The sequence below is a fragment of the Corynebacterium sp. MSK310 genome, from assembly GCF_030227355.1.
GTDB classification, from domain to species: Bacteria; Actinomycetota; Actinomycetes; order Mycobacteriales; family Mycobacteriaceae; genus Corynebacterium; species Corynebacterium rhinophilum.
In genome coordinates this window covers 26758-44415 of record NZ_JASPFZ010000013.1, presented here as the reverse complement: position 1 = coordinate 44415, position 17658 = coordinate 26758, and the positions used below count along the sequence as shown (strand labels likewise).

Here is a 17658-nt window from a genome sequence, read left to right as displayed (position 1 = left end):
CGTGACCTTTCGGTAGCGTAGGTTGTTGGCAGGGGTCAGTATAGCGCCGCTAAGATGAGTTACCATGCGCATCGCCATGATTTCTATGCATACTTCCCCCATTGAGCAGCCTGGCTCCGGGGATGCCGGCGGAATGAACGTCTACGTTTTAAATATTGCCTGCCAATTAGCCCAGCTTGGTGTCGAGGTGGATGTCTATACCCGCGCTACCCGCCCCAGCCACAAAGAAATCGTGGAAGTGGCCCCCAACCTGCGGGTGATCAACATCGTGGCCGGTCCCTTTGAGGGGCTAGAAAAAGAAGATCTACCTACCCAGCTGGCAGCTTTTTCCGGCGGCGTAATGCAATTTGCCAAGTGGCAGGGCAAAAAATATGACCTTATTCACTCCCATTACTGGCTTTCCGGCCAAGTGGGATGGCTGCTTCGCGATCTATGGGGCATCCCCCTCGTCCACACCGCCCACACCTTGGCAGCGGTGAAAAACGCTTACCGCACCGCCGAGGACACCGTGGAATCAGAGGCGCGGCGCATCTGCGAGCAGCAATTGGTGGATAATGCCGATCTCCTGGTGGTCAATACCGATCAGGAAGCCCGCGATCTGGCGGAGCACTACGATGCCGAGCGCGATATCATCCGCGTGGTCTCCCCAGGTGCTGACGTGGGGCTATTCACCCCAGGTACCGACCGCAACACTGAGCGTTCCCGCCGCGAGCTGGGCATCCCGTTGCATACCAAGGTCGTGGCCTTTGTGGGGCGGCTACAGAAATTCAAGGGGCCCGAAGTTCTTATCCGCACCGCCGCCGAGCTGTGCCACCGCGAGCCCACCCGCGATTTTAGGGTGCTCATCTGCGGCGGGCCATCCGGGGCCAATGCCTCGCCGGAGGCGTATAGGGAATTGGCGCGGGAGTTGGGCGTGCAAAAGCGCGTGCGCTTTTTAGGACCCCGCCCACCCGAGGAGCTGGTAGGTGTGTACCGCGCCGCGGATATCGTGGCGGTGCCCAGCTACAACGAGTCTTTTGGTCTGGTGGCGCTCGAGGCTCAGGCCTCTGGCACGCCGGTCGTCGCCGCGGCAGTGGGTGGGCTGCCCATCGCCGTCGTCGATGGCGAGACCGGGCTGCTGGTGCCGTCCCACGATCCGAAGGACTGGGCGGATTCCTTGAGCCAGCTGCTTGATGATGACGCCCGGCGCATCGCCATGGGCGAGGCCGCCGTCGCGCATGCCGCGCGATTTAGTTGGACCAACACGGCCCGAGAGCTGACGGAAATTTATGACGAAGCCCGGCAGATTCCCGTGCCGGACTGCCACCAACGTCGGGCGAAGGGAGACTAGCTTCACTGACGCGCCGGGCGGTTTCGTGGCATGCTGGAGGCATGACTAACGGAAAACTGATTCTTCTTCGCCATGGCCAATCCACCTGGAATGAATCCAACCAATTTACTGGTTGGGTCGATGTTGATCTGACAGAAAAGGGTGAGGCAGAGGCCAAGCGCGGCGGCGAGCTGCTCGCGCAAGAAGGCATCCTGCCCAACGTGCTGTACACCTCCTTGCTGCGCCGCGCCATCCGCACCGCCAATATCGCGCTGGATGCGGCCGACCGCCACTGGATCCCGGTCATTCGTGACTGGCGCCTCAATGAGCGCCACTACGGTGCGCTGCAGGGCTTGAACAAGGCCGAGACCAAGGAAGAATACGGCGAGGACCAGTTCATGGCATGGCGCCGTTCCTATGACACGCGCCCGCCCGAGCTTGCCGATGACGCCGAGTACTCCCAGGCAAACGACCCCCGCTACGCGGACCTGGACAAGGTCCCACAGACGGAGTGCCTGAAGGACGTAGTCGAGCGCTTCGTGCCTTATTTCGAGGAAGAGATTCTGCCGCGGGCTAAGAAGGGCGAGTCCGTCATGATTGCAGCGCACGGCAACTCCCTGCGCGCGTTGGTCAAGCACCTCGATGGCATTTCCGATGATGACATCGCCGGGCTGAATATCCCGACCGGTATCCCGCTGGTTTACGAGATTGCGGAGGATGGCTCCGTGGTCAACGAGGGCGGCACCTACCTGGACCCAGAGGCCGCCGAGGCCGGGGCCGCTGCCGTTGCCGCGCAGGGTGGCAAGTAACCCGCTACTGCATATAAGTCCCCGGGGAGGTGCTCCCTGGGGACTTTCTAATGATTAGGCTTAATCACGTGGAATTAATTTTTGTCTTTCTCGCGGGCGTGCTTGCCTGCGCGGTGGCGCTGCCATTAATTTCCCGGGTGCGCGAGCGTATGGCACGCCGCCAGCGCGCCAGCGACGCCCAGGCAAACCAGGTCACCAACGTGAGCCAAGGCCTGCACCTCGCGGTCCAGGGCTCTCCTACGGCGCTGACGGTGCTCGATAGGAATCAGGAAATCATCCTGTCCAATCCCGCGGCGCACGAGATGTCCGTGGTCCACGATCGCGCCGTCAATCCGGAAATCTGGAAGACCGCAGAGCAGGTCTTCGAGGATAAGGAAACCCGCACCGTGGACCTGGCAATCCCCAAGCGCCGCACTGGGCACCGCGTCACTCAGGTCAAGGCCGTTATCAAGCCGCTGACGCTTAACGATGGCCGCTTTATCATCATCTACGGCACCGATGAGAGCGAAAACGTGCGCATGGAATCCGCGCGCCGCGATTTCGTAGCTAACGTCTCCCACGAGCTGAAAACCCCGGTGGGCGGCATCGCACTGCTGGCCGAGGCCCTGCTGCAAGACCCCGAGGATCCGGAGCACGTGAAGTACTTCGGCAACAAGGTGCAAAAAGAGGCCAACCGCATGGCGGATATGGTCAGCGAGCTTATTTCGCTGTCCAAGCTGCAGGGCGCCGAAGCGCTGCCGGAAATGGAACCGCTTTACGTGGACGATCTCATTGACGAGGCGATTTCGCGCAATCAGCTCGCCGCAGACGCGCGCTCCATCAGGCTGACCCAAGGTCCCTCCGAGGGCGTGCAGATCAGAGGCGACCGTTCTCTCTTGGTAACGGCGCTGTCTAACCTCATTTCCAACGCGATTAATTATTCGCCGGAGGAATTGCCGGTCTCCGTCTCACAGAAAGTGGTGGGAGAGGACGTCGTGTTGATCCGGGTGACGGACCGTGGCATCGGTATCCCACCGGAGCATCATAAGCGCGTCTTCGAGCGCTTTTTCCGCGTTGACCAAGCCCGGTCGCGGCAGACGGGAGGCACTGGCTTAGGATTAGCAATTGTTAAACACGTGGTGGCGAACCACGGGGGCAATATTAAGCTGTGGTCGCGGCCTGGCACGGGCTCTACTTTTACCATCGAGTTGCCCATATATAAGGAAGAGAAGCCAGCGCACGAGGCCGACTTGCAGGATAATGAAGACAGGGATTCCGTCGATGCGGCGGCTCCTGGGCTCCAGCGTGCGGTAGCACGCGTTGCAGCACGTCGAAAGGATAAAGCACAATGACCACCATCCTCATCGTGGAAGATGAAGAGTCGCTGGCCGATCCGCTGGCATTCTTGCTCCGCAAGGAAGGCTTCGAGCCGATTATCGCCCTCGATGGCCCATCGGCGCTGGAGAAATTCGCCGATAATGACATCGACATCGTGCTGCTTGACCTTATGCTTCCCGGCATGTCCGGCACCGACGTGTGCAAGCAGCTGCGCGCCACCTCCTCCGTGCCGGTCATTATGGTCACCGCGCGCGATGCGGAAATCGACAAGGTCGTGGGCCTGGAGCTGGGCGCGGACGATTACGTCACCAAACCGTATTCCTCCCGCGAGCTCATTGCCCGCATCCGGGCCGTGTTGCGTCGCGGCAACGATCGGTCCTCCCACGCGGATGCTGCGGAGAGCACCGAGGCAGAAGACGAGCAGATCCTGTCCGGCGGCCGCGTGAAGATGGATGTGGAGCGCCACATCGTCACCGTGGCAGACGAGCCTGTGGCCATGCCGCTCAAGGAGTTTGACCTGCTGGAATACCTCCTGCGCAACGCCGGGCGCGTGCTGACCCGCGGCCAGCTCATCGATCGCATTTGGGGTGCCGATTACGTGGGCGATACCAAGACGCTAGACGTGCACATCAAGCGCCTGCGCACCAAGATTGAGGAGCACCCCTCCCGCCCGAAGCACCTGGTGACGGTGCGCGGGCTGGGCTATAAATTCGAGCTCTAATACCAGCCGGCCTTGATACTGGCTGGGTGCTGGCTAAGCTTTACGCCGTGCTCGGCGGCTTCCGCGCGGGCACGGCATTGTTGAGCCAAAATATCGTAGCTTTCGCGCCCCATGAGCGCGACGAGCTCGTCCTCGTGCGATTGCCACATCGGCAGCGGATTGGCGTGGCAGGCGCCATCAGTAGAGCAGTACCAATCAAAGTCTTCGCCGCCATTGCCCCAACCGCGGCGGTCATATTCGCCGATGGTGGTGCGCAAAATCTCCTGCCCATCGGGGCGTTCTTCATAATCCTCGTAGCGCCGCAGCGGCAGCTGCCAGCACACCTCTGGCTTGACCACGGTCAGCTCCTCGCCGCTATCGACGGCCCATTGGTGCAGCGCGCAGCCGGTGCCTGTTTCCCAGCCGGCGCGGTTGGCAAAGATGCAGGCGCCATCCACGATGGGCGTTTTCAGCGCCGGTTCCGGTTCGCCGTCCTCGCCATCGAGCTCGTCCCATTCCAACCAGGGCTCTAGCTCATCGGTGTTTTCTTGCTCCAGGAATTCATCTACCCCCGCTGGGCGCAGTTGCCAGTAGCGCGCGGGCATGCGGGAGACGGCATCGTAAAGCTGGTCGCGGTCTTGTTCATCGGCCATATATGCACCGTGCACGCAGCAGCCCACATCGGGCTGGCTCTTATCGATGCCCCGGCACGCCGACGTGCCAAATTGGCAGCTGTAGTGCGATTCCACCCACGTCAGATCGATGGAAAAGACATGGTAAGGGTCGTTTGGGTTGGTAAATTCGAACCACTCCCGCGGAAAATCTGGGGCCTCTTCGTGCCCGGCTTTAATCGATGCCGCCGCAGGCGAGCTGGCGGGAAAACCTAGGTAAACGGTGTCAGATTTTGGGCGATTCACACCTAACCACGGTAGACCTACTACGCTATGGGTGTGCGATTAGGTGTATTAGACGTTGGAAGTAATACCGTCCACCTCGTTGCGGTCGATGCCGCAATGGGGGGACGGCCTACTCCGATGAGCGATTGGAAGACCCCACTCCGGCTGGTTGAACAGCTGGATAAGAAGGGAAACATCCACGAAAAGGGCCTGAAAAAGCTCGTTTCCGCCGTGGGTGAGGCAAGCGAGCTGGGTGAAAAACTCGGGTGCTCCGAATTTATTGCCTTCGCGACCTCCGCGGTCCGCTCTGCCCCTAACTCTGAAGCGGTACTCGATGAGGTGGAAAAGCAGACCGGCGTGCGCTTGCAGATCCTCTCGGGCGTGGAAGAAGCGCAGCTTACCTTCCTCGCTGCCCGCCGTTGGTACGGCTGGTCCGCTGGGCGCATTACCAACCTGGACATCGGCGGTGGCTCCCTAGAGTTATCTACCGGTACCGATGAACACCCTGACCTGGCTTTCTCTCTCGATCTGGGCGCAGGACGTCTTACCCACAACTGGTTCGATACCGATCCGCCGGAGAAAAAGAAGGTCAGTGCGCTGCGCGATTTCATCGATGCGGAGCTTGAAGATGCCGTCACGCAGATGAAGGCAATGGGCCCGGCTGGCTTGGCCGTGGGCACCTCGAAAACCTTCCGCACCCTCTCGCGGCTGACTGGTGCGGCGCCCTCGTCTGCGGGGCCATACGTCAAGCGCACCTTGACCGCACCGGGCCTGCGCCAGTTGATTTCATTCATTACGCGCATGACTGCAGCAGACAGAGCGGACCTCGAGGGTGTAAGTTCGAACCGATCGCACCAAATCGTCGCCGGCGCTTTGGTTGCCGAGGCAAGCATGCGAGCTCTGGGTATCGAGAAGTTGGAAATCTGCCCATGGGCGCTGCGCGAAGGTGTTATTTTGCGCCGGACCGACAAGGGATTGGAATAGGAAGAGATCATGGCTGACGAAAAACAGTTGACCGTGGCCGAGCTGCTGGCTCGCAACAAGAAGGACCGCACGGACAAGGACGAGAAGACCTCTCGCCGCCGTCGGCGGAGCCTCGATGAGGGCGGCGTATCCGTTGCTGAGCTCACCGGCAGCCTGAAAAAGGTAAAGTCCACCCCGCCTGAGGCGAAGCACACCAACGTATCCATCGACGATGACGCCCCTGTCATCCGGGCGCCGAAGTCCAAGGACGAGCAGGCCGCTGAGAAAAACGCCACGGCGAAGCCGACCAGCTCCAAGCCAGCTGGTTCCACGCCTGCCGGTGCTAAGCCTGCTGGCGCCAAGTCCACTGCGGGCAAGTCTGCCGCAGGCAACCCGGCTGCGGGACAGGCGGGCATCGGCAAGCCTGCGCAAAGCAGGCCGTCCCAGCCTAAATCCGCTTCCCCTAAGCCGGCCGCAGAGAAGCCTTCCGCTGGTACTCCCACCGCGTCCCCAGCGCCGAAGAAGAACGGAAAGCCGAGTGGGCCGACCGCTTCTCCCAAGCCTGCGGCGGGGCCTGCCTCGCAGCCGACGGCTAAGCCTGCCCCAGCACAGAAGGCAAACGCGCAGGAGGGAAAGAAGCCTGCGCAGTCGGAGCCGGAGGACAAGGCGAGCGCAAAGGACGCCGAGAAGAAGTCCCATCAGCCATCCGCAGATGACACTGCGGTGATGCAGCGCATCGGCAAGTCGCAGTCCTTGCAGGACAAGCGGAAGGACGCCGCTGATGCCGCTGAATCCAGTGCTAAAGAAACAGCTGGCGCAGCTGGCGCTGCCGGGACAGGTGCCGCTGCAGCCACCGCAGCGGGCGCCAAGGACGCTGGAACCAAGGGCAAGGCTGCCGCGCCTGCGCAGAAGCCTGTGGCGGCCGCGAAGAAGCCTGACGATACCGGCGAGCTGTCTCAGGTGCGGGACGAGGAAGTTACCGAAGAGCACGAGAAGCTCAACCCCATGTCTATCCTCATCATGGTGGTCGTGGGCATTGTCTTGGCCATTGTTATCTTCAAGGGCTTTGAAGTTCTTTGGGATAACTTCCCGCGCATCGTTGTGGCCATCTTGGCACTCGGCGTGACCGCAATTATGGTCGGAGTTACGCATGCGCTACGCACCGCCCGCGATGGCTTCTCCATGTTCCTTGCGGGCCTTACCGGCCTTATATTGACCTTTGGCCCACTGCTTTTGGTCATGCTCTAAACCGGCGAATTGCTGAGAACCACCCGGCTGCTTCCTTCGTGGAGGTAGCCGGGTGGCGTTATTTTTGGCATTGTGGAGACCATGACAAAGATTGCAATTTTAGGTGGAGGACAAATCGGTGAGGCTTTGACCTCGGGTCTTGTGGAATCGGGCTTTAATGCTTCCGATATCACGGTGACTAACCGCACAGCCTCCCGCGGTGAAGAGCTCAAGAGCAACTATGGCGTTAATGTCACGACGGATAACGCCGAGGCGGTGGACGGCGCGGACTATATCTTCGCGTCCGTCAAGCCTTACGCCATCTTGGACCTGCTGGGCGAGATTAGCCCAGCCAAGGACGCCGTGGTGGTCTCTATGGCTGCTGGGCTAACGCTGGAGGCCCTGCAGGCCGCTGCGGGCGAGGGCGTGCCGGTTGTGCGCGTTATGCCCAATACGCCGATGCTGGTGCGCCGCGGCATGTGCACCTGCGCCGCCGGCGAGCACGTTACTGAGACCCAGATGCAGGGCGTGAGAGAGCTGCTCGAGGCCGTTGGTGAGGTCGCGGTCATCCCGGAGAAAAACATCGATGCTGCGACCGCCCTGGCTGGTTCCTCGCCGGCCTACTTCTTCCTTGTGGCAGAGGCGCTTGTCGATGCCGGCGTGCAGCTCGGCCTTCCCCGCGATATCGCCGAAAAGCTCGCAGCCCAGGCGGCTGCCGGCTCCGGCGATATGTTGGCCAACTCCGGTCGCTCGGCAACGCAGCTGCGCGCGGGTGTGACCTCGCCAGGCGGTACCACTGCCGCGGCCGTGCGCGAGCTGGAAGAGTCTGGCCTGCGCGGTGCGTTCTACCGCGCCGCCGAGGCGTGCTCCGATAAGGCTAAGGAGCTGGGCTAGAAGCCCGCCAAATGCGGCGAGTTCCCCGTGGTGGGGTGTAGTTACCTCGCACCACGCGGGGGCAGTCCGAGAGTCATGGGGCGGTTGTTAAGCAGCGCTTTTGGCGGTGAACTGAACAACTGCTGTGAAAAAATTTGGCACTTGGGTCGCATTAGTCACATGTTTCACGATAGGCTGGGACGAGCACGTGCGTGAAGTCCTGTGGGAGGGGAAGCCTACAGCGCGTAACGAGCTGAAGGGTTAGATAATTATGGCAAATGAAGAAAAAGGAACCTTTCTGACGATCGCGGAGGTCGCCGAAATCATGCGCGTCTCTAAGATGACTGTCTACCGTTTGGTTCACGCAGGCGAAATGCCGGCTGTGCGCGTCGGACGCTCTTTCCGCGTTCACGAGTCTGCCGTTAACGAGTACCTCGAGGCATCCGTTTACGGAGCGTAGGTTCTCGCGCCTTTAAGGCAGCGCCCACTTCTGTTGGCCACTCTTGGTCAGCGGTGGTGGGCGCTGTCTCGTTTTCCCGCGCGCTTCCTTTTGCCGGCGTCGCCATCGGGGTCACTTTTGGAGACGCGCTGGGGACTAGGTAAGATGGATCGCATTCGTGTCGGCACGCCGTGATGGCCCGCATATGTGCGGCCAAGGTGGCAAAGAGTGCACCTTTGTCGTTTCAGGCGCCGGCAGGTTCACAGTACGTACTAAAAGAAAGTGAGGACGCCTGTTATGGGTTCTGTCATCAAGAAGCGCCGCAAGCGCATGTCCAAGAAGAAGCACCGCAAGATGCTGCGCCGCACCCGCGTGCAGCGTCGTAAGTTGGGTAAGTAAACCCAATAGCCTAGGATTCCTCCGCACCGTGCCTTAGCGCGGCGGCGGAGGTTTTCTGGTTTTAACGCCGAGCTTGGATTTCCGGTCGTGCCTCCGCTGCACCTCTCCACATACGGTCGATTGTTTTGAGCTGTAGAATCAATTCAACCCAGAAAAGCTGGGTCATGCGATGCTTCATGTGTTTAGCATCTGTTTCAAGGGAGGTTCCTGAGTGGGGTCCTTATCTGTATTCGGTACGTATTTATTAGCCATCGTTTTGATCGGCGATGCCGTGCTTTCTGTGAAGCCGCCCAAGTTCATTAGTCGCTGCCTTAGCGGAGTCAATTTTCCGCAAGATTGGTGGTGGGCGCTTATCGGAATTAAGGCACTCGCTGCGCTTGGCTTGATCGTCGGAGCAGTTTTGAATAATCCGTCGATTACAACCACTGTCTCCGTCGGCGTACTTGCTTACTTTATTTTCGCCATTATCGCTCATATCAAGGCGAATTTCGTGGGTAAGGAGTTTTGGGTAAATTGCCTCGGGATGACGATTCTTAGTGCGGTTGTGCTCGTGTTGAACTTTGCGGCGATGGGGGAGCAATAGCCACACCGACGGGCTTAAGAAAGTAATTTGCTGAGCGACCGTTTAGAGTCGGCAGTGCTGGCTGTATTTCTACTTCCGGAAATAGCGCCAGCCGCCATAGGAAAAGGCGGCCGTGACAAGCGCTGGAAGGCCATAGGTGCGAATAGCGCGGCGGATGGAGCGGTAGTCGCGGACGATCCAGCCGCGCTTCTCTGCAATGTTGCGCAGCTTGCGGTCCGGGTTGATGGCTACGGGGGTGCCCACCATGGTGAGCATGGGCATGTCATTGGCGGAGTCGGAGTAGGCGGTACACCGGTCTAAATCTAGGCCCTCGATGGTAGCGAGGGCGGCCACGGCGTGCTTCTTGCCTGGGCCGTGGAGGATATCGCCCACCAAGCGGCCGGTGAACTTGCCGTCTTCTACCTCCGCGACGGTGCCGAGAGCGCCGGTAAAGCCAAAGCGGCGCGCCAAGACCTGGGCGAGCTGGACTGGGGTAGCGGTAACGAGCCACACCTGTTGGCCGGCGGCGAGGTGCATCTCCGCGAGCTGTGTGGTGCCGGGGTATGCGCGGCGGGCGAGAGAAGCTTCGACGATTTCCTCGCAGAGATCGATGAGATCGTCCACGCTGCGGCCTTTGACAAACTCTAGGGCCTGCGCGCGGCCGGCGGCGACGTCCTTTGCATTCTCCGCGCCAGAGAGGCGGAATTTTATTTGCTTCCAAGCAACCGGAAGTATCTCAGAGATGCGGATATAGCGCCGGCGGGCGAGCCCAAAGCCGAATTCCACCAAGGAGGAACCCTGAACGAGGGTATTGTCTACGTCGAAAAAGGCGGCGACGCCGACATCGACGGGGACGTCCGGATCCTGGTCCGTGATGCGCGGGGAGCCTGCGGCGTCATAAGAGCCGGAGACGGAGGCTACGCCGGAGGCGAAGTCCTCGAGCTCGAGTCCGAATTCCTCTAAAGCGGCGGCAGCGGCCGCCTCACCTGCGGCGCGCTGTTCTTCCTCGCCCAAGGGGGCCAGCGCTTGGTTTTCTAAGAAGTTGCGCAGATTGCCGCGCGAGGCCGTCCAATTGGCCAAAAAGTCGCGGGGAGATTCGGGGAATCCGGGGGGAGGTATAGCGGACACGAGTGGAATAAACAGCTTTCGCAAACGCGGGGTGGACTAATATGTCCATAGTAAACGTTTCCACCGTCGGCGTCCTTATGAGGAGAATCCCGCCCCTATGTCCCAGCATCTAGTCGAGCTCATGGTGCGCCCCACCTGCGGTTCCTGTAAACGGGTAAAAGAGCAGATTACCCCCGTTATCCAGGAGGCCGGTGCCCAGCTGGAAGTGCGCAACGTGGAAGATAGCCGCGAGCTCGAGATGGAATTCGGTGACCGCGTTCCCGTTGTAGTGATAGACGGAGAAGAATTCGCCTGCTGGGAAGTCGATAACGAAGAGTTGGCTGCGGAGCTGCGCTGACGATTCGGGTTCCGCGCCCACGCGGGGTAGTCTTTGGAACCATTGCGGTCAATCAAAAGGTTGAGGAGTGTGGAGCATGAGCGTGCTCGTTGTGGGAATGTCCCACCAATCGGCACCCGTGGCGTTGCTGGAAAAATTGAGTATGGACGATGTGGTGCAGCATTCCGCTTGCGGGCGGTTGGTTGACACCGAGTCCCTTACTGAGGCGATGATCATTTCCACGTGTAACCGCCTCGAGGTCTATACGGTGACCAATTCCTTCCACACCGGCGTGCAGGACGTCATCCGGGTGCTGCAGGAAGTCTCCCACGTCGATGAGGAAGAGCTGCGCAATTACCTTTACGTGCGCTATGCCGATGCCGCCGCGGAACACCTCATGTCCGTTACCTCCGGCCTGGATTCGATGGTGGTGGGCGAGCAACAGATCATCGGTCAGGTGCGTTCTGCCTACCAGTCCGCCTCCGAGCAGGGCACGGTTGGCCCGCGTATCCACGCCTTGGCGCAGTCCGCGCTGCGTGCCGGCAAGCGCGTGCACTCGGAAACGGAGATCGATAAGGCCGGCGTCTCGATGGTGACTTTCGCCTTTGACCAGGCGCTGCAGCGCCTGAATGTGGAGGATCTGCAGGGCAAGTCCGCGCTCGTGCTCGGCGCCGGGGCGATGGCCTCGCTTGCGGCCACCCACGCAGGCCGGCTGGGCATCGGCGAGCTGGTGATTGCCAACCGCACCCGCGAGCGCGCCGAGCGCCTTGCCGGCCACGCTGAGGAGGCCGGGGTCCACACCCGCGTGGTGGATTTTGAGGATCGCGCCGCCGCGCTTGCCGATGTCCACCTCGCCATCTCCGCCACCGGCGCCGAAGGCTTTACCATTACCGCGTCCGACATTCCGCCCGCGCACCCGCTGATGCTCATTGACCTCTCCCTCCCGCGCGATATCGATGACGCGGCAACTGAAATCGATGACGTGGACCTGGTGAATATCGAGCGCCTCAGCAAGTCCCTGTCGGCTGCAGCGACTGATGTCGCGGCGGGCACGGACCCGCACGAGCAGGCCCGCACCATCGTGGACGAGGAGCTTGCCGCCTATACCTCTGCCCAACGCGTGCGCGATGTGGCACCTGCTGTCAGCGCCCTGCACCGCCGCGCGGCGGATCTCGTGGAGTGCGAGGCGGCTCGCCTGCAGCAAAAGCACCCGGAGCTAGAGGGCAAGCAGCTTGCCGATGTCCAAGGTGCCCTCAAACGCGTCGCCGACAAGCTGCTGCATGAACCGACGGTGCGGGCGAAGAAGCTGGCGGCATCGGATAGCAGCTTTAGCAGCGAAAATGCCCTGCAGGAACTCTTTGGCCTGCAGCTGGAAGGCTCCGGCGTTGCCGTGGCCGTCAATGAATTGCCCACGCTGAATAAGGAGGCGTAAATGTTCCAGATTGGTACCCGTGGCTCCAAGCTCGCCACCACCCAGGCAGGACACGTCCGCGATTGGCTTATCGATGCCGGATTCGATTCCGAACTCCACATCGTCACCACCGCAGGCGATACCAATATGGCCCCAGTCGAGCGCATCGGCGTGGGCGTATTCACCCAAGCGCTGCGCGAGGCGCTGTACCGCGGCGAATGCGATATCGCCGTGCACTCTTTCAAAGACCTGCCCACGGCCGAGGATGACCGCTTCCGCTTGGTTATCCCGCAGCGCCAAGACAGCCGCGAGGTGCTGGTCGCCCGTGACGGGATGAGCCTGATGCAGCTGCCGGAGGGCGCGCGGGTGGGAACCTCGGCGCCGCGCCGCATCTCCCAGCTGGCCGCCCTGCGCCCGGACCTGGATATCCGCCCGCTGCGCGGCAATATCGATACCCGCATGTCCAAGGTGACCGACGGTGAGCTCGATGCCGTGGTGCTGGCCTATGCTGGCTTGCTGCGCGGGGGCTACGAGGACCGGGCGAGCGATATCTTCGACCCAGAATTATTCATGCCCGCTCCTGCCCAGGGCGCACTGGCCATCGAGGCCGTCGCCGGCACTGAGGCGGCCGCGGCATTAGACGCCATTGTTGATGATCAAGCCACCTCCGCTGCCCTTGCCGAGCGCGCCGTTCTCGCCCGCCTCGAGGCCGGCTGCACCGCGCCCGTGGCCGCTACGTCCCGCTGGAACGGCGATCAATTAACGGTGCGCGGCGGCGTCTTTGCGCTGGATGGTTCCCGCCAATTGACCGCCACCGCCTCTGGCACCGCGGCGGAAGCTGCGGAGTTGGGCGCGCGGGTCTCTGATGAGCTTTTCGCCCAAGGCGCGGCCGACCTGCTGGGTCAGTAATTTCTACTTTAAGCGCTAATAATTTATGGTGTAGATACCATAGATCATTTTTTGCAATGATACCCGGCCCCCTTTAAGGGCATCCCAGGACGTAGCGCCTGGGATTTTGGCCGTTATGACCTTGATACCCACCGACGGCGCGGGGAGAAACACTGCAGGCGATCATGTCCGTGTGCGGTGCCGCGGGCCCAGATCTAGAAAAGAACTTTATGAGCAATGCTGTGTCAGACACCCAGTTGGGCAAGATCGTCTTCGTGGGCGCTGGTCCGGGAAACCCAGACCTGCTGACCGTCCGCGCCCGCGAAGTTCTGGCCAATAACGCTATCGCCGTGACCGATCCGCAGGTCATGCAGGGCGTGCGCGATGCTGTCGCCACCGCGCTGCCCGTCCCGCAAGAGCTGCTGGATGCCGCGGAAGAGGAATACGCGCAGATGTGCGCCGATGCCAAGGCCAAGGGCGCGCGCCGCAAGCCGCCCCGCCCACCGGCACCGACCGCCGCGGTGCTCTACGCACCGGGCGAGGACATCGTAAGCCAGCTGCGCGAGTGCCTTGCCGAGGCCGATGGCGAGGACGTCATCCGCCTCGTAACCGGTAACCCGCTCAACCGCGAATCCATCAAGGCCGAAATCAACGCCGTGGCCTCCGCAGGCCTGGAATTCCAGGTCGTGCCGGGCATGTCCCTGCCCTCGACCGTGCCGTCCTTTGCCGGGCTGGCGCTCGGATCGACGTACACGGAGGCCGATGTCACCGATGGCGCCGACTGGGACGCGCTCGCCAATGCCACCCAGCCCATCGTCTTGCAGGCCACCAAGGAAGACTTGGCAGACATTTCCACCGAGCTGCAGCAGCGCGGCATGCCGGCGGAAACCGAGGCCTTTGTGACCGTCCACGGCACCACGCGCCTGCAGCGCACCTATGAGACGACGCTGGGGACCATCGCCAAGCTGGACGCGGATTTGTCCGGCCCGCTGGTGGTGACCCTTGGCCGCAGCATCGATGACCGCACCAAATACTCGTGGTGGGAAAACCGCCCGCTCTATGGCTGGCGCGTGCTGGTGCCGCGCACCAAGGAACAGGCTGGGCCCATGTCCGCGCGCCTAGCCGGCTACGGCGCCATCCCGCAGAACGTGCCGACGATTTCCATTGAGCCGCCTCGCAACCCGGCGCAGATGGACCGCGCCATCAAGGGCATCGTCGAAGGCCGCTACAAGTGGATCGTCTTTACCTCCGTCAACGCCGTGACCGCCGTGTGGGATAAGATTTCCCAGCTCGGCCTGGACGCCCGCGATTTCGCCGGCGTGCACCTTGCCGCCGTGGGCACCAAGACCGCCGATGCCATTCGCGCCAAGGGCATGGTGCCGGAGCTTTTGCCGCACAAGAAGAAGCAAAACGCCGAGGGCCTGCTCGAGGTCTTTCCCAATTACGTCGAAGACATCGACGCCGTTAGCCGCGTCCTCCTGCCGCGCACCGATATCGCCGCCGATACGCTTGTCGATGGCCTCCAGGCCCTCCAGTGGGACGTCGATGACGTCGTGGCCTACCGCACCGTGCGCGCCGCCCCGCCTTCGGCAGAAATCCGCGACATGATCAAGACCGGCGGCTTCGACGCCGTGGCCTTTACCTCCGGATCCACCGTGCGCAACCTGGTGGGTATTGCCGGCAAGCCGCACCAGCGGACGATCATCGCGTGCATCGGGCCATCGGCAAGCGCGGCCGCAGAAGAGCTGGGCCTGCGCGTCGATGTCGTGCCAGATGTTGCGGACGTGCCCGCGCTTGTCGATGCCCTCGCTAGCCACGTCGCCGCCCTCCGCGCCGCCGGTAACCTGCCCGCGCCCCGCAAGAAGCGTCGCGCGCGCAAGAAGACTACTAAGGTCGAGAAGGCGTAAGTTTTTAGTCTCGCTCTAAGGAGTACCCAATGAGCTCATTTCCTGCCCGCCGCCCCCGCCGCCTGCGCTCCACGCCGCAGATGCGCAACCTCGTGGCCGAAACCACGCTGCACCCATCGGATCTGATTCTGCCGATGTTTATCGCAGACGGCCTCGATGAGCCGAATGAGATTTCCTCCATGCCCGGCGTGTACCAGCACACCTTTGACTCGCTGCGCCGCGCGACCGAAGAGGCCCTCGAGGCCGGCGTTACCTGCGTGGACCTCTTCGGCGTTCCGCTGGAAAAGGACAAGGACGCCACCGGCTCCGTGGCCTGGAACCCCGACGGCATTTTGAACCGCGGCATTGCCGCCCTGCGGGAGGAATTTGGCGATGACCTCATCATCATGGCCGATACCTGCCTCGACGAGTTCACCTCGCACGGGCACTGCGGTGTCCTCGATGACCAGGGCCGCGTGCTTAACGATGAATCCGTCCAGCTCTACCAAAAAATGGCCCGCTCCCAGGCTGAAGCCGGCGCGCAGATCATTTCGCCGTCGGGCATGATGGACGGCCAGGTTGCCGCCATCCGCGCTGATCTCGATGAAGCCGGGCGCGATGACGTATCCATCATGGCCTACTCCGCGAAGTACGCCTCAGCCTTCTTCGGCCCCTTCCGCGAAGCCGTCGGCTCCTCCCTCGAGGGCGACCGCCGCACCTACCAGCAGGACCCGCGCAACTTCCGCGAATCCCTTTTGGAGGCCGAGCTCGATATCGAGGAAGGTGCCGACTTCGTCATGGTCAAGCCGGGCCTGCCGTATTTGGATGTCTTGTCCGCAATCGCGGAGACCTCTTCGGTACCCGTCGCCGTGTACCAGGTCTCCGGCGAGTACGCGATGATCAAGGCCGGTGCCGCCAACGGCTGGGTCGATGGCGAGGCCATCATGCTCGAATCGCTCACCGCCTTCAAGCGCGCCGGTGCCGACCAGATCCTGACGTACTTCGCCACCGAAGCCGCACGCCTGCTCAAGTAAAGGATTCTTGTGACACAGCCTTCTCCTCGTCCGTCGCCGCGCCCTGAGTCGCCGCAGCCCGAGTCGCCACAGGCCGGCAATCCTGGGCCACAGCGCGATAAGCAGCGAGAGCCTCAACGAGAATCGCGGCCTAAGCTGCAGCCTCGGTCGCCGCAGCCCGGTGACCCGCGTGACCAGCGCGGCAAGGGCTCGCAGGGCGGTTCCAAGCGCCCCGAGACCGTGGTCTACATGCTGTGGCTTTGGCTGGGCGTCGTCGCCGGGGAGACCGTCCACCAGATCCTCAACGTGGTGCTGACCCTGCTCAACCACGATGTGCTCATGGCACAGGCCAAGCAGATGGTCGAAAGCACCTCGGGTGGCGAAGACGGCGAAGAAGTTTCGGACTCCTTAATTGAAATGGCCGCCTATGGGTCGGTGGCGCTATCGGCTGCCATTGCCATCGGCGTGCTGGTGCTGCTGCTCTTTTTACTGAAGTCGCTGGCGGGGCCATCAAAACGCGCGGGCACCTCGCGCCGCATCTGGTTCGCCTTTTCCATTTACTTCGGTTTCCGCATCCTGCTGACTTTCATGGTCACGCCCACGGGTGCTGACGTCCCCGACTGGCTCTTTGCCGCCGACGGCATGGTACAAATCTTGGTCGGCGTCGCCGCCGTATTGGGGCTCATTTTTTCCATTAAGCCCGACACCCTCGACTACACTGGCGAACTCGCGCAAATGCGCGAGCTGGAAAAGGAACTCGAGCAGGCGCGCCGGGATAAAGAGCGTGAGAAGCGCGAAAAGCAGGAAGCCAAGGAGAAGGGTGCCAAGGATCGGGGTAAGGAAACTTCCTCCCAGCAATCGCTTGGCGATGACCACAAGGACAACCGATGACCAGTATGTTCCCCGGCCACGGCCGGCGCGATGACGGTCAAAGTGACGATGCTGCGGATAAGAATCAACGCCCAGGCCCCCGCGACTATAACCGCCCCGTACAAAACATCACCCAGGAACAAGACCTGTCCGTGTGGCCGCGCCCTCTCCAGTGGGCGTATTGGGTGCTCGTTGTTGCAGCCGTCATCATGCTGGTTAGCGGCATGGTCGGTATCTTCGGCGGGGGCGGCGAGCAGATGGAGCCCTCGGATTCGGGCATCGCCGAGTACGTGCGGTCGAACCGCTTATTCGTCTCGGTATTTAATATCATCGGCGCAATCATTCTGGCGCTCTTTTCCGCGCAACTCGCCAATGGATCGAAGTGGGCGCGCCGCATTATTTCAGTCGTCATTGCGATTGCCCTCTTTTTCAATATCGCAGCTTTGGCGCTTGGTATCGGTGGTCTCGGCCTGCTACTGATCGCCGTGACGCTGCTTATCGCGGTGGTCCTGCTCTTCCGGCCCCAGTCCAACCGGTTCATTGCCCACCGCAGCCTCCACGGGAGCGACTGGCGCCTGGCTTGCGCACAGGGAACGCAAGACCCGCGGCGCGGCTAATTAGCCCCTGCTCCAACTTTTGATTCATAATGAGG

19 protein-coding genes are annotated in these 17658 nt (G+C 61.7%); 17 read left to right on the top strand and 2 right to left on the bottom strand.

Going from position 1 to position 17658, the window contains the following annotated elements:
- The first annotated feature begins 64 nt into the window (after nt 1-64).
- From mshA to QP891_RS09525, 4 genes are all read left to right on the top strand, one after another.
- Nucleotides 65-1330 (top strand): D-inositol-3-phosphate glycosyltransferase, encoded by a 1266-nt coding sequence (mshA, locus tag QP891_RS09540; protein WP_284770997.1) that lies wholly within the window; start codon nt 65-67, stop codon nt 1328-1330.
- Between the two features lie 41 nt (nt 1331-1371).
- Nucleotides 1372-2118 carry a phosphoglyceromutase gene (locus QP891_RS09535; protein WP_005276632.1) on the top strand — a complete coding sequence of 249 codons (747 nt, stop codon included), beginning with the start codon at nt 1372-1374 and terminating at the stop codon, nt 2116-2118.
- 68 nt (nt 2119-2186) lie between these two features.
- On the top strand, nt 2187-3449 hold the full coding sequence (locus QP891_RS09530) for a sensor histidine kinase (protein WP_410762157.1): 1263 nt from the start codon (nt 2187-2189) through the stop codon (nt 3447-3449).
- On the top strand, nt 3446-4156 hold the full coding sequence (locus QP891_RS09525) for a response regulator transcription factor (RefSeq protein WP_284770999.1): 711 nt from the start codon (nt 3446-3448) through the stop codon (nt 4154-4156). The genes QP891_RS09530 and QP891_RS09525 overlap by 4 nt, the downstream gene beginning before the upstream one ends.
- Here QP891_RS09525 and QP891_RS09520 read toward each other — a convergent pair.
- Nucleotides 4153-5052 (bottom strand): DUF3109 family protein, encoded by a 900-nt coding sequence (locus tag QP891_RS09520; protein ID WP_284771000.1) that lies wholly within the window; start codon nt 5050-5052, stop codon nt 4153-4155. The two genes, QP891_RS09525 and QP891_RS09520, sit on opposite strands and share 4 nt — an antisense overlap.
- 33 nt (nt 5053-5085) lie before the next feature.
- Between QP891_RS09520 and QP891_RS09515 the strand changes: the two genes are divergently transcribed.
- The 6 genes from QP891_RS09515 (at nt 5086) to QP891_RS09490 (ending at nt 9515) form a co-directional block, all read left to right on the top strand.
- Nucleotides 5086-6015 carry a Ppx/GppA family phosphatase gene (locus QP891_RS09515; RefSeq protein WP_284771001.1) on the top strand — a complete coding sequence of 310 codons (930 nt, stop codon included), beginning with the start codon at nt 5086-5088 and terminating at the stop codon, nt 6013-6015.
- A 9-nt stretch (nt 6016-6024) separates the two neighbouring features.
- Nucleotides 6025-7242: an Rv0497 family membrane protein gene (locus QP891_RS09510; RefSeq protein WP_284771002.1), complete on the top strand. Its 1218-nt coding sequence runs from the start codon at nt 6025-6027 to the stop codon at nt 7240-7242.
- Nucleotides 7243-7323: 81 nt separating this feature from the next.
- A complete protein-coding gene (gene proC, locus QP891_RS09505; protein ID WP_284771003.1) occupies nt 7324-8115 on the top strand; it encodes a pyrroline-5-carboxylate reductase in 792 nt (263 codons plus the stop codon).
- Between the two features lie 250 nt (nt 8116-8365).
- On the top strand, nt 8366-8554 hold the full coding sequence (locus tag QP891_RS09500) for a helix-turn-helix domain-containing protein (RefSeq protein WP_005276651.1): 189 nt from the start codon (nt 8366-8368) through the stop codon (nt 8552-8554).
- A 276-nt stretch (nt 8555-8830) separates the two neighbouring features.
- Nucleotides 8831-8932 (top strand): 30S ribosomal protein bS22, encoded by a 102-nt coding sequence (locus tag QP891_RS09495; RefSeq protein WP_003855542.1) that lies wholly within the window; start codon nt 8831-8833, stop codon nt 8930-8932.
- Nucleotides 8933-9143: 211 nt separating this feature from the next.
- The gene (locus tag QP891_RS09490) at nt 9144-9515 is read left to right on the top strand and encodes a DoxX family protein (protein ID WP_284771004.1); all 372 of its coding nucleotides are present in this window, start codon (nt 9144-9146) and stop codon (nt 9513-9515) included.
- Nucleotides 9516-9584: 69 nt separating this feature from the next.
- On the opposite strand, the gene QP891_RS09485 is transcribed toward QP891_RS09490, so the two are convergent.
- Nucleotides 9585-10622 carry an HAD family hydrolase gene (locus QP891_RS09485; protein ID WP_284771005.1) on the bottom strand — a complete coding sequence of 346 codons (1038 nt, stop codon included), beginning with the start codon at nt 10620-10622 and terminating at the stop codon, nt 9585-9587.
- Between the two features lie 97 nt (nt 10623-10719).
- Between QP891_RS09485 and QP891_RS09480 the strand changes: the two genes are divergently transcribed.
- The 7 genes from QP891_RS09480 (at nt 10720) to QP891_RS09450 (ending at nt 17623) form a co-directional block, all read left to right on the top strand.
- A complete protein-coding gene (locus QP891_RS09480) occupies nt 10720-10959 on the top strand; it encodes a glutaredoxin family protein (protein ID WP_239268840.1) in 240 nt (79 codons plus the stop codon).
- A gap of 76 nt (nt 10960-11035) precedes the next feature.
- Nucleotides 11036-12370 carry a glutamyl-tRNA reductase gene (locus tag QP891_RS09475; protein WP_284771006.1) on the top strand — a complete coding sequence of 445 codons (1335 nt, stop codon included), beginning with the start codon at nt 11036-11038 and terminating at the stop codon, nt 12368-12370.
- A complete protein-coding gene (gene hemC / locus QP891_RS09470; protein ID WP_284771007.1) occupies nt 12371-13258 on the top strand; it encodes a hydroxymethylbilane synthase in 888 nt (295 codons plus the stop codon).
- A 209-nt stretch (nt 13259-13467) separates the two neighbouring features.
- Nucleotides 13468-15144, top strand: coding sequence for a bifunctional uroporphyrinogen-III C-methyltransferase/uroporphyrinogen-III synthase (locus tag QP891_RS09465; RefSeq protein ID WP_284771008.1), 1677 nt, complete (start codon nt 13468-13470; stop codon nt 15142-15144).
- Nucleotides 15145-15173: 29 nt separating this feature from the next.
- Nucleotides 15174-16157, top strand: coding sequence for a porphobilinogen synthase (hemB, locus tag QP891_RS09460; RefSeq protein ID WP_284771009.1), 984 nt, complete (start codon nt 15174-15176; stop codon nt 16155-16157).
- A gap of 9 nt (nt 16158-16166) precedes the next feature.
- Complete coding sequence (locus QP891_RS09455) at nt 16167-17027, top strand: hypothetical protein (protein WP_284771010.1); 861 nt, start codon at nt 16167-16169, stop codon at nt 17025-17027.
- Nucleotides 17024-17623, top strand: coding sequence for a tellurium resistance protein TerC (locus tag QP891_RS09450; RefSeq protein ID WP_284771011.1), 600 nt, complete (start codon nt 17024-17026; stop codon nt 17621-17623). The genes QP891_RS09455 and QP891_RS09450 overlap by 4 nt, the downstream gene beginning before the upstream one ends.
- Nucleotides 17624-17658 lie beyond the last annotated feature (35 nt).

What these genes read in the sequence shown, in the direction of transcription:
- mshA (WP_284770997.1), top strand. Translation starts at nt 65, where the DNA reads ATGCGCATCGCCATGATTTCTATGCATACTTCCCCCATTGAGCAGCCT.
- QP891_RS09535 (WP_005276632.1), top strand. Translation starts at nt 1,372, where the DNA reads ATGACTAACGGAAAACTGATTCTTCTTCGCCATGGCCAATCCACCTGG.
- QP891_RS09525 (WP_284770999.1), top strand. Translation starts at nt 3,446, where the DNA reads ATGACCACCATCCTCATCGTGGAAGATGAAGAGTCGCTGGCCGATCCG.
- QP891_RS09510 (WP_284771002.1), top strand. Translation starts at nt 6,025, where the DNA reads ATGGCTGACGAAAAACAGTTGACCGTGGCCGAGCTGCTGGCTCGCAAC.
- proC (WP_284771003.1), top strand. Translation starts at nt 7,324, where the DNA reads ATGACAAAGATTGCAATTTTAGGTGGAGGACAAATCGGTGAGGCTTTG.
- QP891_RS09500 (WP_005276651.1), top strand. Translation starts at nt 8,366, where the DNA reads ATGGCAAATGAAGAAAAAGGAACCTTTCTGACGATCGCGGAGGTCGCC.
- QP891_RS09495 (WP_003855542.1), top strand. Translation starts at nt 8,831, where the DNA reads ATGGGTTCTGTCATCAAGAAGCGCCGCAAGCGCATGTCCAAGAAGAAG.
- QP891_RS09480 (WP_239268840.1), top strand. Translation starts at nt 10,720, where the DNA reads ATGTCCCAGCATCTAGTCGAGCTCATGGTGCGCCCCACCTGCGGTTCC.
- QP891_RS09475 (WP_284771006.1), top strand. Translation starts at nt 11,036, where the DNA reads ATGAGCGTGCTCGTTGTGGGAATGTCCCACCAATCGGCACCCGTGGCG.
- hemC (WP_284771007.1), top strand. Translation starts at nt 12,371, where the DNA reads ATGTTCCAGATTGGTACCCGTGGCTCCAAGCTCGCCACCACCCAGGCA.
- QP891_RS09465 (WP_284771008.1), top strand. Translation starts at nt 13,468, where the DNA reads ATGAGCAATGCTGTGTCAGACACCCAGTTGGGCAAGATCGTCTTCGTG.
- hemB (WP_284771009.1), top strand. Translation starts at nt 15,174, where the DNA reads ATGAGCTCATTTCCTGCCCGCCGCCCCCGCCGCCTGCGCTCCACGCCG.
- QP891_RS09450 (WP_284771011.1), top strand. Translation starts at nt 17,024, where the DNA reads ATGACCAGTATGTTCCCCGGCCACGGCCGGCGCGATGACGGTCAAAGT.